The sequence below is a fragment of the Luteibacter sp. genome (genome assembly GCF_035539195.1).
GTDB lineage: Bacteria > Pseudomonadota > Gammaproteobacteria > Xanthomonadales > Rhodanobacteraceae > Luteibacter.
The window spans coordinates 275,344-288,956 of record NZ_DATLIW010000036.1 but is presented as its reverse complement, the minus strand read 5'-3'; the positions used below and the strand labels follow the sequence as shown (position 1 = coordinate 288,956).

The 13,613-nt window shown below is 66.3% G+C and carries 12 protein-coding genes; 10 read left to right on the top strand and 2 right to left on the bottom strand.

The features are described 5' to 3' along the window. The first annotated feature begins 218 nt into the window (after positions 1–218). The 6 genes from VM621_RS15245 to VM621_RS15220 all read left to right on the top strand — a co-directional run bounded on the left by VM621_RS15245 (position 219) and on the right by VM621_RS15220 (position 7,578). A complete protein-coding gene (locus tag VM621_RS15245; protein WP_325469808.1) occupies positions 219–647 on the top strand; it encodes a prepilin-type N-terminal cleavage/methylation domain-containing protein in 429 nt (142 codons plus the stop codon). After that, the gene (locus tag VM621_RS15240) at positions 644–1,306 is read left to right on the top strand and encodes a prepilin-type N-terminal cleavage/methylation domain-containing protein (RefSeq protein WP_325469807.1); all 663 of its coding nucleotides are present in this window, start codon (positions 644–646) and stop codon (positions 1,304–1,306) included. Before VM621_RS15245 ends, VM621_RS15240 begins: the two co-directional genes overlap by 4 nt. Before the next feature lie 8 nt (positions 1,307–1,314). Continuing rightward, on the top strand, positions 1,315–2,214 hold the full coding sequence (locus tag VM621_RS15235; protein WP_325469806.1) for a hypothetical protein: 900 nt from the start codon (positions 1,315–1,317) through the stop codon (positions 2,212–2,214). A gap of 161 nt (positions 2,215–2,375) precedes the next feature. After that, positions 2,376–3,368, top strand: a complete 993-nt coding sequence (locus tag VM621_RS15230) for a beta-propeller fold lactonase family protein (protein WP_325469805.1) — start codon at positions 2,376–2,378, stop codon at positions 3,366–3,368. 163 nt (positions 3,369–3,531) lie between these two features. Then, positions 3,532–5,814, top strand: coding sequence for a type II secretion system secretin GspD (gene gspD, locus VM621_RS15225; protein WP_325469804.1), 2,283 nt, complete (start codon positions 3,532–3,534; stop codon positions 5,812–5,814). 87 nt (positions 5,815–5,901) lie between these two features. Continuing rightward, on the top strand, positions 5,902–7,578 hold the full coding sequence (locus VM621_RS15220; protein WP_325469803.1) for a putative bifunctional diguanylate cyclase/phosphodiesterase: 1,677 nt from the start codon (positions 5,902–5,904) through the stop codon (positions 7,576–7,578). Here VM621_RS15220 and VM621_RS15215 read toward each other — a convergent pair. After that, on the bottom strand, positions 7,563–8,234 hold the full coding sequence (locus tag VM621_RS15215) for a hypothetical protein (protein WP_325469802.1): 672 nt from the start codon (positions 8,232–8,234) through the stop codon (positions 7,563–7,565). The two genes, VM621_RS15220 and VM621_RS15215, sit on opposite strands and share 16 nt — an antisense overlap. A 69-nt stretch (positions 8,235–8,303) precedes the next feature. On the opposite strand from VM621_RS15215, the gene VM621_RS15210 reads away from it, so the two are divergent. The 4 genes from VM621_RS15210 to sodC all read left to right on the top strand — a co-directional run bounded on the left by VM621_RS15210 (position 8,304) and on the right by sodC (position 12,316). Then, positions 8,304–9,857 carry a protein adenylyltransferase SelO gene (locus VM621_RS15210; protein ID WP_325469801.1) on the top strand — a complete coding sequence of 518 codons (1,554 nt, stop codon included), beginning with the start codon at positions 8,304–8,306 and terminating at the stop codon, positions 9,855–9,857. A gap of 51 nt (positions 9,858–9,908) precedes the next feature. Further along, positions 9,909–10,967 carry a class I SAM-dependent methyltransferase gene (locus VM621_RS15205; protein WP_325469800.1) on the top strand — a complete coding sequence of 353 codons (1,059 nt, stop codon included), beginning with the start codon at positions 9,909–9,911 and terminating at the stop codon, positions 10,965–10,967. After that, positions 10,964–11,689 (top strand): 16S rRNA pseudouridine(516) synthase, encoded by a 726-nt coding sequence (locus tag VM621_RS15200; protein ID WP_325469799.1) that lies wholly within the window; start codon positions 10,964–10,966, stop codon positions 11,687–11,689. The genes VM621_RS15205 and VM621_RS15200 overlap by 4 nt, the downstream gene beginning before the upstream one ends. Positions 11,690–11,782: 93 nt before the next feature. Continuing rightward, positions 11,783–12,316 (top strand): superoxide dismutase [Cu-Zn] SodC, encoded by a 534-nt coding sequence (sodC, locus tag VM621_RS15195; protein WP_325469798.1) that lies wholly within the window; start codon positions 11,783–11,785, stop codon positions 12,314–12,316. 51 nt (positions 12,317–12,367) lie between these two features. Here the strand turns inward: sodC and VM621_RS15190 are convergent, their stop codons facing one another. Further along, the gene (locus tag VM621_RS15190; RefSeq protein WP_325469797.1) at positions 12,368–13,441 is read right to left on the bottom strand and encodes a GGDEF domain-containing protein; all 1,074 of its coding nucleotides are present in this window, start codon (positions 13,439–13,441) and stop codon (positions 12,368–12,370) included. Between the last annotated feature and the right edge of the window lie 172 nt (positions 13,442–13,613).

The following is a 13,613-nucleotide window of genomic DNA, read 5'->3' as shown; positions in this document are numbered from 1 at the left end:
ATGTGCCCGCGCCACCACCTTGTAGCCCCCAGGGCCCCGCTGGCACAGCCTCACGATCTTTAACTTGAATGCTTTGTCGTACTTAGTCATGAAAAAACCCCTGGAGATTGGACGGTGTCCAACTTCCGGGGGTCAGTTCATTTGGGGCCCTTTCCTTTATCGCGTCATGCGAACGAAACCTAACGCGCCGTACTCTTGTGTTGGAAGGAGGGAACACTATGCGGAAACGTCGCGACCAAGGATTCAGCCTCCTGGAAACACTGGCGGCGATGTTCCTTCTCGCGCTGTGTTTCGGTGCCTTGATGCACGCAGCGGGAGCATCCATGGCTCTCAACGCGCGGGCCGCCGACTACACGCAGGCGTCGTTGTGGGCGAGTGGGTTACTCGACAGGCAGTACGTCACCGAGTTCCCTTCGACGGGCGTCCATGAGGGGCGGTTCGACGATACCTACCGATGGAAGATGACGGTGTCCGAACCGCCATCGGAAACGTTCATTCGGACGACGGCACCGATGCGTCTTTACCGCATCGAGCTGACCGTCGAATGGAACGAGAAGGGAAAAGATGCGTCGGCGCGCTTCGTGACCCAGCGCGCGGTATCCGAAGTTCCACCTCGTGATGTACCTTCTTCCGGGGGGGACTCATGAAACGGCCGGCGGGCTTCAGCCTGATGGAAACGCTCGCGGCGCTGGCACTACTGGCGCTTCTTCTTCTCGGCGTGATCGCATCCTTGGACACGATTGCACGATCGACGCACGCGAGCCTTGCCGCGACGCAGAGACTCGACGAAATGCGGGCCGCACAGAACTATCTGCGCAGGGCGTTATCGGGTGCGCTGGCCTACCCGTGGGCACTCGGCCACGATAAGCAGCCCGTGGTATTTCGTGGCGATGGGCAGGCAGTGACTTTCGTTTCGCCCGGGCCCGGCTATCTCGCGGCCGATGGACTCCAGTTGCAGAAACTCGCGATCGTCGGCAAGCCGGGTGATCAGCGCCTGGAGGTATCCTTCGCGCCGCTCGCGACGCGGGCGGGTGCCGGCGTCGTACCGACATCGCCCGAGACGTTGCTCGAGCACGTTACGTCGGGGCGTATCGTCTACAGCGGGCTGGACGATCAGGGCCACCCAGTGACCTGGAAGCCATCGTGGCCTTATGAACAGCGCATGCCGACGATGGTCGGTGTGGAACTCCAGTTGCGTGTCGGTCTTCACTGGCCAACGTTCGTGGTGCCCCTGCGGATGGATTCGGCGGCGGTGAACGATCGTGAAGCCTATACGCGACTTGCTGCTGTCCAGGCGAAACCATGATGGCGCGAATGCGTGTAGGTGCGGAACGGGGCATCGCGCTTCTCGTGGTGCTGTGGGGATGCACACTGGCGGCGATCACGCTTGGCGCTTTGGCGAGCAGCGCGAAGGTCGAAGGCATACAGGCGAGAGGTCAGTATCTGCAGACCAGGGGTTTCTACGCGGCGGAGGCCGGCATCGAGCAAGCGGTGTTTCGGCTTCGTGCCGAGCAGGCCTCGCAGCGGTGGGCTGTCGACGGCCGGACCTACCGTTTGCGCGAGGGCGAGGCGATCGTATCGGTCACTGTGACGGACGAGGACGGCAAGCTCAACCTCAACAAGGCGGCGCCCGAGCAACTGGGTGCGTTGCTTCAAGCGGTCGGCGTCGACCCCGAGCAGGTGCCGCGGTTGCGCGACGCCATGGTTCGATGGGGAAACGGCGGCGAGCGCTTTTCCGATAGCCTGCTGGCAAAGGGCGGTTTCACCAGTCTGGAAGAACTGCGTCGGGTTCCCGGCTTGCCCGGCGACGTGGTCGATCGCCTGGAACCGGCGCTGACGCTCTGGTCGACCTCGGGCCCGAACCTTGCTCATGCTCCCCCTGTCGTCGTCGTCGCGATGACGGGAGCCGGAAGGGAGGCCTCCGAAGCATACGTAGCCGACGTTCGCGCCATGGATCCCGAGCACGGAGGCCTTCCTACGGTGCCCGGCAACGTCGGGTCGGCGCAGTCCTTTGTGCCGAGCAGCGGCACGGTCACCATCGTCTCCACGGCGACCCTGGGCGACACGCAGGCGGTGCGGATCCAGGCGACGGTCGCCCTTCAGAACGCGCCCGGCGATCCGCGCGCCTATCGCGTGCTCCGGTGGGTCCAGGTGGCGGCGGAAGAGATGCCGGGCGACGGCCATTCGGCGTCGGCGTCCGTTCCCGCGTCCTGACGGGCCGGCGTCTTGGAATCGTCACGTCCACGGAGATATGCACATCGCCAAACGGTCACGAGGGCGCGATAGCGTCTTCCGGCGCACGCTTGGGTTTGGACGAAGACGGGTCTCGACGGCGCACTGGATCCATCACCGACTTCCATTACCGAGGTGTTCTCATGACGACTCAACACGTGGCGTCCCGTCGCCGCTGGCTCGCGTCCGCGGCGCGCTGCACCCTTCCGCTTCTGGCGGCCGGCGTGGCGCTCCCTGCATCGGCGACCCACAATAACCACGCTTATGTGGCGAACCAGATCGATAACACGGTGTCCGTGATCGACATGGCCACCAACGGTGTGACCTCGACGATTCCGGTAGGTACCACCCCGGTGGCTGCCGCGGTCAGCCCCGACGGCAATCGCGTCTATGTGGTCAACAGTCAGGCCAATACGGTTTCCGTGATCGACGCCGCCACTAACATCGTGGCCGCCAATGTCCCGGTGGGCGCAACTCCCGCCGCGGTGGCAGTCAGTGCCGACGGTGCCAAGGTGTATGTCGCCAATTCTGCCGCCAACACGGTTTCCGTGATTGATGCGACCACCCATTCGGTGGTCGGCGAGATCGCGGTCGGCAGCTCGCCCCTGAGCATCGCCGCCGGTCCCGGCGGCGCTCGCGTGTACACGGGAAACATCGGCGACGGCACGGTGTCGATCATCGATACGCGTTCCGGCAAGGTGACAGCCACCGTGCCGGTGAGTGGCGTTCCCTTCGGCCTGGGCGTTGGCCCCCTCGGCGCGCGTCTGTACGTGCCCGATGTCGGTTCCAACAACGTATCCATTGTCGATACGCTCCAGAACAAGGTCATTGGCAAGCTTACCGCGGGTAACGGCACCTATGATGTGGCGACCAGCATTGTCGGTACGCCGGCGTACGTGACCAATTTCGCGGACAATACCGTTTCTGTGATCGAGACCTTCAGCAAGAAGACCCTCGCTACGGTGGCGGTGGGCAATTCGCCCGAATCTGTCGCCGTCAGCCGCGATTCCGGTCGGGTGTATGTCACCAACACGGGCACCAATAACGTTTCCGTGATCGACCCGCGTACCAACGCGGTCATCGCGACGGTGAACGTTGGTAGCGCGCCGACCGCCGTAGCGACCCAGCCGTACTGACGGCTCGCGCGGAGAAGCCCGGGAAATCCGCGGCCATCCCTTCCGGGATGGCCGTTTCTTTTGGGTGAGTTGCCGGTTTGCGTATGCCATGCAACAGTGCGTCACGGCAACGCAACACGCACCCCCCAATCTCGCAGGCTTCAATAACCATGATGGTTTTTGCATGACTCGTTTTCTTACGATCGGCGCCACGGCGCTGGCGGTGGCTCTGGCAGGATGTTCCACGCTGCCTCAGCCGCGCGACGATGGTGCGTTGCAACGCGAAGCCATGGCCGGCACCGAACTCCCTGCGCCGAAGCCGCGCATCATGCCCTCGACCAATCCGCCCGTGCCGGCAAATACACCACCGCAGGTCACCACGGGCACGGGTGAGTTCATCAAGCCGGTGGGCCTGGCCAAGCCGAAGCCGGTGGCCGAGGGCGCGGGCACGGTCACCTTCAATTTCGAGAACCAGCCGGTCGAGTCGGTGGTGAAAGCCATCCTGGGCGACCTGCTGCACGAGAACTATTCGATCGTGCCGGGCGTGCAGGGCAACGTGTCCTTCTCGACCTCACAGCCGGTCACCGCCGAGCAGGCCCTGCCGATCCTGGAGACGCTACTCTCGTGGACGGGCAATGCGTTGGTCCACAGCAACGGTCGCTACGTGGTGATGCCGGCCAAGGACGCCGTTGCCGGCAACCTCGTGCCAAGCATCGGCGCGACGGCGCCGGCCGGTGGCCTGCAGGCACGACTGTTCCCGCTGCACTTCATCTCCGCGACGGAGATGCAGAAACTGATCAAGCCCTTTGCGCGGCCGGACGCCACGCTGCTGGCCGATCCCACGCGCAACGTGCTGGTCATGGCCGGCACGCCGACCGAACTCGATAACTACCAGCGCACCGTGGCCACGTTCGACGTGGACTGGTTGCGCGGCATGTCGGTCGGCGTGTTCGCCTTGCAGCGTGCACAGGTGAAAGACCTCACGCCCAAGCTGGAAGGCATTTTCGGCGAGAAGGGCAATACGCCGATGGCCGGCATGCTGCGCTTCATCCCCATCGAACGGACGAACTCGCTGGTGGTGTTGAGTCCGCAGCCTGCCTATCTGGAAGAAGTGCGCACGTGGATCGACCGTATCGATCGCGGCGGTGGTAACGAGCCGCAGTTGTACGTCGTGGATGTACGCAACGTGCAGGCTTCGGACATGGCCGATTACCTGTCGGACATCTATGGCGGTGGGTCGTCCGGCCGCGCGGGGGATAAGGGCGGCAAGGTCGGCCCCGGGCTAAGCTCCGGCACCCTCGGCGGTGGCGACAGCGATCTGGGCAACCGCGGTGGCTCCGGCATCGGCAGCACCACGGGTGCCTTCGGCAACACGAACTCGTCATCGTCCGGCACCTCGACGACCGGCGGCATGAGTTCGGGCAACGGTCTGGGTGGCGGCAGCATGGGCATCGGCGGCGCCAGCACGACGGGCCTGGGTGCCGGCTCGGGTTCCTCCGACGAAAACTCGGCCGACGCGGGCAACCGTCATTCGTCCACCACTACCGACGACGGCGTGCGGATCACCTCGGTGGATGCGAACAACCAGTTGATGGTGCGTTGCCGCCCTGCGCAGTGGGCGGAGATCGAGCAGGCCATCAAGCGCCTCGATGCGGTGCCGATGCAGGTGCAGATCGAAACGCGCATCCTCGAAGTGACCCTGACCGGCCAGCTCGAGTTCGGCGTGCAGTGGTATCTCGAGGGACTGGTGGGCACCACCAACGGCCAGCCGACCCAGCCCGGCAACAAGCAACAATGGGCGCTCGGCGGCGGCGGGGCGACCTACAGCCCGAACGACAGCTTCTTCTACTCCTTCGTCAACAACAACATCTCCGTCGCGCTGCATGCGATGGAACAGAAGGGAAACACCAAGGTTCTCTCGGCGCCGTCGCTGGTGGTGCTGAACAACCAGAAAGCGCACATCGAAGTGGGTGACCAGATTCCGATCACGCAGACCTTCGTGAACACCGGTGCCAACACGGACAACACGATCGGCCAGGTGGAGTACAAGGACACCGGCGTGATCCTCAACGTGCGCCCGCGCGTGAATCCGGGTGGCCTGGTCTACCTCAACGTGAGCCAGGTGGTGAGCAGCCCCGGTATCAAGGACACGACCACCGGCAACTTCCCGATCCAGCAGCGCGAGGTCGCCACCCAGGTCGCGGTGCAGAGCGGGCAGACGGTGCTGCTGGGCGGCTTGATCAAGCAGAACGAGGCCCTGACCGATACCGGTATCCCGGGACTCAACCAGATCCCCATTTTCGGCCGCCTGTTCGGTACCACCAGCCGCTCGCGGACCCGGACCGAGCTGATCGTCCTGATCACCCCCCGGGTGATCACCAACGGCGACGAGGCCAAGCAGGTCACCGACGAGTACCAGCGCAAGTTCGAGTCCCTGCGCCCGCTCGGCCAGCCGGCCACACCTTGACCGCGGGGTGACCGAAGGTGCATACACCTACATCACGGAACACGTTTCAGATTAGTGGCGTGTTCCTGACGGGGGGAGACTCGATTCATGCAGGACCTTGCCGGCTGGTCGACAGTGCTGGAGTTAATGCCCACGGCCATGTTCGTGCGCGATGCCGCGCACCGCTGGGTCTTCGTCAACCGCATGGGCTGCGACTACTTCGGGGTGAAGGCCGACGAGGTGCTCGGCCGGACCGACGCCGAGATCTTTCCGCCCGACCAGGCCGCCCGTTTCGAGGCCGGTGACGACGCCGTGCTGCGCGGCCAACAGGTGGTCGAGGCCGAGGAAACCGTCACCGACCCCCAGGGCCACGTCCGCACCCTGCTTACCCGCAAGACCTGCATCACCATGGACGGAGCGCCGCATGTGCTGGCCTCGGTCACCGATATCACCGAACTGCGCGAGTCCGAGGCCCATGTGCGCTGGCTTGCCTGCCACGATGCCCTGACCGGACTGGCCAATCGCACGGCGCTGTTCAGCCGCCTGGACGCCACCATCGGGCGCGCCGCCAGCGGCGGCGCCCACGCGGCGCTGTTCCATCTGGACCTGGACGGCTTCAAGAAGGTCAACGACACCTTCGGTCACCTCAGCGGCGACGAATTGCTGGTGCAGTTCGGTGCGCGGTTGCGCAGCGCCGTCGGCCCGGACGACACCGTGGCGCGGATCGGCGGCGACGAGTTCGCCGTGCTGGTGGACGACCACGGCGACCTCGATGTCTATGCCCTGGCCGAGCGCATTCTCAGGCTGGCCGGCGAGCCCTTCGACGTGCTGGCGACGACCACCTTCGTCGGCACGTCCATCGGCATGGTGGCGATCGGCGCGGATGCGGTCGCCGCGGGAGAGCTGGCCCGCAAGGCCGATAGCGCGCTGTACGAAGCGAAGAAGAAACGCAACCGACTGATGGTCTACACCAAGGCGATGGACGCCGCGCTGGCCCATCGTCGCGACATCGAGCGGGCATTGCTCGAGGCCCTGGTGACCGGCGAAGGGCTGAGTTGCCATTACCAGCCGATGATCCGCACCGCCGACGGCAAGGTCGTCGGGCTCGAAGCGCTCGCACGCTGGCGGCATCCCACGCTCGGTGTCGTCTCGCCGGTGCAGTTCATCGCCGTGGCGGAAGAGACCGGCCTGATCGGCCGGCTCGGCGAATGGGTGCTGCGCACGGCCTGTGCCCGCGTGGCCAGGCTCGACGACCTGTTCATCGCGGTCAACGTGAGCGCCGTGCAGCTGCGCGACGATGGCTTCGCCGACATGGTCATGCGGACGCTGTGCGAGACGCGCCTTGCGCCGAAGCGCCTGGAGCTGGAGATCACCGAGACGGCCATCGTCAATGCGGACGGCGCGGCGGTGCAATTGCTCAAACGCCTGCGCAAGGCCGGCGTGCGCATATCCCTGGACGACTTCGGCACCGGTTATTCGAGCCTCACCCTGCTCAAGGATCTGGCCGTCGACAAGGTGAAGATCGACCGTTCCTTCGTCCAGAACGCCACCCTGGCCGGCGATTCGGCGGCCATCGTGCGCGCCGTGTCCAACCTCGGCGCAGCGCTCGGCCTGTGCGTGGTGGCCGAAGGCGTGGAGACCGAGCAGCAGCGGGCCTTCCTGAGCGACGCAGGCTGCGACGAGCTGCAGGGCTTCCTGTTTTCGCCGGCGGTGGCGGAAGACCGGATCGACCGGGTCAGCGGGTATTACCCGGCGCTGGGCGTGGCGGCTTACTCGGCCGGATAAACGTCCGCGGGCATCGGCCAGGTACGACGCAGGTCGGGCATGCCGGGCATCGTCGTGGGCTGCGGCAGCGGTAGCGGCATGCGCGCATCCGCCATTCCCCCGGTGGCGTCGCCGACGATGGCGATGATGCAGGCGCCACTATCCTGCGAACTTCCGAACGACAGCCGGCCCCATGGCATCTGCATGACCATGTAGCGGTTAGGCAGCATCGACGGCGCGGCCGGCAGGTTGGTTTCCGAGGTGGCGGTGTGGAAGGCTTCGGCCAGTTCGCCGCGCGGGAAGCAGGGGCGTTGTTCGAGCTGGATCGAGGTGAAGCGCACCATCGGCACGTCGCCACCTTCGTTGAAGCCGCGTGCCTCGAAGGCGCTCACGCGGTAGCCGTCGCGGGTGACGAAGGGCATGCTGCGCACGATCTGCGGCGGCGCGTCGGCCGTCGCGTGCAGGCCGCCCGGTAGCTTGCTGGAGAGGGAGTCCACCGCGTTCGGCAAGGTGCCCATGGTCGAATTGATGATCTCGACCAGGGTCTTGTCGCTGCGTGGCACGCTCACGGGGTCCGCCGCCACGATGGGAGCCAGCAGGGCGGCGAGCAGGGAGGCCAGGAGGCGAGTGGGACGCATGAGGGCCAGGTAGGGGTGAGCGAGGGCGCTAGTTTGCACGACTACCCGCACCCTTGCATGCGCCGTGATTGCCCGGATATTGGAAACAACGTCCTTCCCCCGATCCCGATGACAGACCTCCGTTTCGACAATGCCTTCGTCCGCGAGTTGCCGGCCGACCTCGAGACCGCCAACCGTCCCCGCCAGGTCGTCGGCGCCGCCTTTTCGTGGGTGGAGCCCACACCGGTGGCCGCCCCACGACTGGTCGCAGCCTCCGCGGAGGTTGCGGCCATGCTCGGCGTGTCGACCGAAGCGCCGGCGTTTGCCGAGGTGTTTTCGGGCAACGCGCGCTGGCCGGGCATGACCGGTTACGCGATGGCCTACGGCGGCCACCAGTTCGGCAACTGGGCAGGTCAGCTTGGCGACGGCCGTGCGCTCGGCCTGGGCGAGGTGCTCACCGCCCGCGACGGGCGGCAGGAGTTGCAGCTGAAGGGTGCCGGGCGCACGCCGTATTCGCGTGGGGCAGACGGGCGTGCCGTACTGCGTTCGTCGATCCGTGAGTTCCTGTGCAGCGAGGCCATGCACCACCTCGGTGTGCCGACCACCCGGGCGCTGTCCCTGGTGGTCACCGGTGACGAGGTCCTTCGCGACGTGATGTACGACGGCAATCCCGCGCTGGAGCCGGGGGCGATCGTCTGCCGCGTGGCGCCATCGTTCCTGCGTTTCGGCTCGTTCGAGCTGCCGGCGGCGCGTAACGACCTCGCGCTGCTGCGCCGACTGGCCGACTTCACGATCGCTACGCACTACCCGATCTTCGCCGGGCTGGAAGGCGAAGCGCGCTACGCCGCCTTCTTCGCCGAGGTCTGCGAGCGCACGGCCCGACTGATCGCCCACTGGATGCGCGTCGGTTTCGTGCACGGCGTGATGAACACGGACAACATGTCCATTCTCGGACTGACCATCGACTACGGCCCCTACGGCTGGGTGGACGACTTCGACCCGGACTGGACGCCGAACACCACCGACCGTGCGCATAAACGCTATCGCTTCGGCCATCAGCCGCGGGTGGCCTATTGGAACCTGCAACGCCTGGCCCAGGCGTTGTCGCCGCTGTTCACCGGCGTCGACGCCCTGCAAGCGGGGCTGGACCGGTATGTCGACGTCTTCGAGGCGACCGATGCGGCATTCTCGGCGGCCAAGCTCGGCCTGGCCAACGCGCGCGAAGGCGACGAGGCGCTGGTCGCCGATCTCCGCGGCCTGCTCACGCTCGGTGGCATGGACATGACGATCTTCTTCCGCGACCTCGCCTTGCTCGACCTCGACGCACCGCATCCGGGTGTCGTGGGGGCGGCGTTCTACGAGGAAGAAAAGCGGGTGGCGACCCAGGACGCGCTCAGCGCCTGGTTGCAGCGGTATGTGGAGCGCGTGCGTGCCGACGCGTCGCCGGCCGCGGAGCGCCTGGCCCTGATGCACGCGAGCAATCCCCGCTACGTGCTGCGCAATTACCTTGCGCAGCAGGTGATCGATGCGGCCGGGCAGGGCGACTACGCGCCACTGCACGCGCTGATGGATACCCTGCGCAATCCGTACGACGAGCAGCCCGGACGGGATCGCTTTGCCGGCCGCCGGCCCGAGTGGGCGCGCGACCGGGTCGGCTGTTCCATGCTTTCCTGCAGCAGCTGACCCGCCGCGCGGTAGAATCGCCGGTCCGGTTTCCCTCTCAGGCCTTTTGCGTTGTCCGCTGGTTCCGCCTCCGATGCCGCCCTCGAAGCGCTGTTCGTCCCGTTTTCCACGGGCGATCTCGCCTGGCCGGCCTCCGGCGATGTGCTGATCCTGCGTGCCCGCGATGGCTTCGCGCTGCGTGAGCGGCGTCGCCCGGGCTGGGTGTTGCAGCAATCGTTCAAGCCGGCGGCCGATGCGCTGGCGCGTTCCGGGTTCGCCGTGAGCGCGGATATCCCCGAAGCGCGCTTTCGCGTGGTGATGGTCTTGCCGACGCGCCAGCGCGAAGAGACGCGGGCCTTGTTCGCGCAGGCGATGGCCCATGTCGCCAGCGACGGTATCGTGGTTGCCGCGGTGCCGAACGCCGAAGGTGCGAAGACGGCCGAGGCCGATCTCGCCTTGCTCGCCGGCAGGGTGTCCAACCTGTCCAAGCACAAATGCCGTGTGTTCTGGACGCACCCGGGCGTCGCGCCGGACGCCTCGCTGTTCGCCGCGTGGCGCGCACTGGACGATGCCTTGCCGATCGACGGGGGGCGTTTCGTCAGTCGTCGTGGGTTGTTCGCCTGGGATCGCATCGATATCGCCTCCGCCTTGCTTGCCTCGGTGTTGCCGGTGGACCTCGCCGGGCGTGTGGCCGACCTCGGCGCGGGCTTCGGCTATCTTGCCTGCCGGGTGATCGCGGGCAATCCCCAGGTCACCGCCGTGGACCTCTACGAGGCGGAAGGGCGTGCGATCGAACCGGCGCGCCAGAACGTCGCTGCCGCGGTCGCCGCCGCCGGCCGATCCCTTGCCACGCAGGTGCACTGGCACGACGTCACGCAGGGCATCGACGGTGGCTACGACGCCATCGTGTCCAATCCGCCGTTCCACCAGGGGCGCGCCGACCAGCCGGAGCTGGGCCGCGCGTTCATCGCCGTGGCTGCGCGCGCGTTGTCGCCACGGGGGCGTTTCTGGATGGTCGCCAACCGGCATCTTGCCTACGAAGCCACGCTCGATGCGTGCTTCACCCACGTTCGTACCGTCGCCGAGCGCGACGGCTTCAAAGTGATCGAAGCGAAGGAGCCTCGCCGATGAAACTCGTACGCCTGCTGGCGAACCTCGGCTATGGCAGCCGCAAACAGGTCGCCTCCATGTTCCGCGAGGGTCTGGTCACCGACGCCTCCGGCGACGTGCTCTATGCCGACGACAAGGTCGAACACGCCGACGTCCGCTTCGAAGGCGAGCCGCTGGACCCACCGCAAGGCATGCTGATCATGTTGAACAAGCCGGCCGGTTACACCTGCTCGCGCAAGGATGTCGGTCGGCTGGTCTATGAGTTGCTGCCGCCGCGCTACGCGATCCGCAATCCGGTGCTGTCCACGGTCGGCCGCCTGGACCGCGAGACCTCGGGCCTGCTGTTGTTCACTGACGATGGCCCGCTGCTACACCGGATCATTTCGCCGAAGGCCTCGGTGGCGAAGCTCTACGAGGCCACGCTCGCCGAAGACCTGCGTGGCGACGAGGCAGCGACGTTCGCCGCCGGCACCTTGATGCTCGACGGCGAGACCGACCCGCTCGAACCGGCCGAACTCGAGGTGCTCGGCCCCCGCCATGTACGGCTCTCGCTGACGGAAGGCCGCTACCACCAGGTCCGCCGCATGTTCGCCGCGATCGGCAACCACGTCGTCACCCTCGAGCGTGTGGCCCTCGGTGGCCTGACCCTCGAAGGTCTTCCATCCGGTCAATGGCGTCAGCTCACCGCCGAAGACACCGCGCGAATCTTCGCCGCGCCGCAGGAGGAAGGGCATCGCCGATGAATCGGCTGCTACCGGGTCGGGCGGCCATGGTGGACCTTGGGTAAGCGGCGGGTGCAGTATCCAGAGGTCCACCCGATCCTCAAGGAGTACCCGATGACCAAGATCGCTATCGCCGTTGCCATCGCCAGCCTGTTCGCCGGCACGGTGGCCAACGCTGCCGACAAGAGCGTCACCGTCCCCCTGACCGCCGTGACCGCCGATGGCCCGGGCGCCTCGGTCGGCACGGTGACCGTGACCGAGTCCGCTGGCGGCCTGGTGTTCACGCCGAACCTCAAGGGCCTGCCGCCCGGCGAGCACGGCTTCCACCTGCATGAGAAGCCGAGCTGCGATCCAGGTGAGAAGGACGGCAAGAAGGGCGCGGCGCTCGCCGCCGGCGGGCACTTCGACCCCCAGCACACCGGCAAGCATGAAGGCCCGGACGCCGCCGGCCATGAAGGCGATCTGCCGCGCATCACGGTCGGCGCCGATGGCACCGATACCACGGCGGTCACCGCGCCCCACCTCAAGAGCCTGGCCACGCTGAAAGGCCACGCGTTGATGATCCACGCCGGTGGCGACAACTACTCCGACCAGCCCGAAGCGCTGGGCGGCGGCGGCGCGCGTATCGCCTGCGGCGTCGTCAAGTAAGGATCGAAAGACAGGAGCCGATGAACCGGCTCCTGTCTGACCGGGGCACCCTCAGAACAGGTCGATGCTGCCCAGGGCCACCGCCGCACCCAACTCGCCGCGCTTGGTCAGCGCCTCATAGCCATGCACGCTGTTCCGCCCGTTCTCCTTGGCGAAGTACAGGGCCTTGTCCGCGCGGTCGAGCACGATCTCGGGGTAATCGTTCTCGGTGATGCGGGCATAACCGATGCTCACCGTCACATGCCCGACCTGCGGGAACGCGTGCTCGGCGACGAAGTGGCGGAAGCGATCCAGCGTCATGTGTGCTACGCGCTCGTCCTGCGCGGCTATCAGCATGACGAATTCCTCGCCGCCGAAACGGAACAGCACGTCGCTTTGGCGGAAGCTGTGACGCATCTGCTGGGCGAGCATCAGGATGACTTCGTCGCCATAGACATGGCCGTAGGTGTCGTTGATGCGCTTGAAATGGTCGATGTCGAGGATGGCGAGCCAGATCTGCGAGACATCGTCCTCGCGCGGCAGGCGGCGCTCGTCCTCGCCCTTGGCGGCGGCACGCGCGCGCTGGCGCTGCAGCTTGAGCAGGCGTTGCAGGCGCTGTTCGAAGCTGCGCCGGTTGTACAGGCCGGTGAGCTTGTCGCGCTCGCTCTCGTTGAGCAGGGCGATGTAGTTGCCGTAGATGCGAGCGTAGCCCTCGACCATGTTGCGGACGCTGTCGAGCGGATCGTCCGACTCCAGCATCAGGGCGCCGATGGCCGCATGATCGCGCTGGATCGGAATGACCAGGCGAGACGTGCCGTCTTCGGTGATGTCGCTGATGGCTTCGAGCGTCTCCATCGCGCAGACGATGGTGTCGATCGGGTCGCCGTCACGCGAGGGATCCAGCGCTTCGACCATGAAGGCGCCTTCGGCGTTGCGCGAGCAGACCACGATGGATTCGACGGGCAGCTGCAGGCTTTCGCCGCGTTTGCACAGGGTGACGCTGCTCACCGAGATCAGTTCCGCGAGGGACAGCACCAGGCTGTGGTCGAGCGCGTCGATATCGCGGTGATGAGTGAACTCGGCCACGGAGGCGAGCAGGCGCGACTCGGGCGGGCCGCCGGCGAGCGAATGCCAGGGCGACCTCATGACCGCGCCATGCCTGCGGCGTGGTGTCCGTTAAACGAGCAATTGGCTGCCACCGAACACATCCTCCCCCGAGTCGGACGCGCGTGATGCGCGCCCCGTGTTGTCATTGCGATGGGTCGCCACCGCGCAACCTCGTACTTGGTAGCGGCATCGCAACCGCGAACTTTAGGGC

Excerpts from the sequence above, each read along its gene's own strand:
- gspD (WP_325469804.1), top strand. The coding sequence starts at position 3,532 with ATGACTCGTTTTCTTACGATCGGCGCCACGGCGCTGGCGGTGGCTCTG.
- sodC (WP_325469798.1), top strand. The coding sequence starts at position 11,783 with ATGACCAAGATCGCTATCGCCGTTGCCATCGCCAGCCTGTTCGCCGGC.
- VM621_RS15245 (WP_325469808.1), top strand. The coding sequence starts at position 219 with ATGCGGAAACGTCGCGACCAAGGATTCAGCCTCCTGGAAACACTGGCG.
- VM621_RS15240 (WP_325469807.1), top strand. The coding sequence starts at position 644 with ATGAAACGGCCGGCGGGCTTCAGCCTGATGGAAACGCTCGCGGCGCTG.
- VM621_RS15235 (WP_325469806.1), top strand. The coding sequence starts at position 1,315 with ATGCGTGTAGGTGCGGAACGGGGCATCGCGCTTCTCGTGGTGCTGTGG.
- VM621_RS15230 (WP_325469805.1), top strand. The coding sequence starts at position 2,376 with ATGACGACTCAACACGTGGCGTCCCGTCGCCGCTGGCTCGCGTCCGCG.
- VM621_RS15190 (WP_325469797.1), bottom strand. The coding sequence starts at position 13,441 with ATGAGGTCGCCCTGGCATTCGCTCGCCGGCGGCCCGCCCGAGTCGCGC.
- VM621_RS15220 (WP_325469803.1), top strand. The coding sequence starts at position 5,902 with ATGCAGGACCTTGCCGGCTGGTCGACAGTGCTGGAGTTAATGCCCACG.
- VM621_RS15200 (WP_325469799.1), top strand. The coding sequence starts at position 10,964 with ATGAAACTCGTACGCCTGCTGGCGAACCTCGGCTATGGCAGCCGCAAA.
- VM621_RS15210 (WP_325469801.1), top strand. The coding sequence starts at position 8,304 with ATGACAGACCTCCGTTTCGACAATGCCTTCGTCCGCGAGTTGCCGGCC.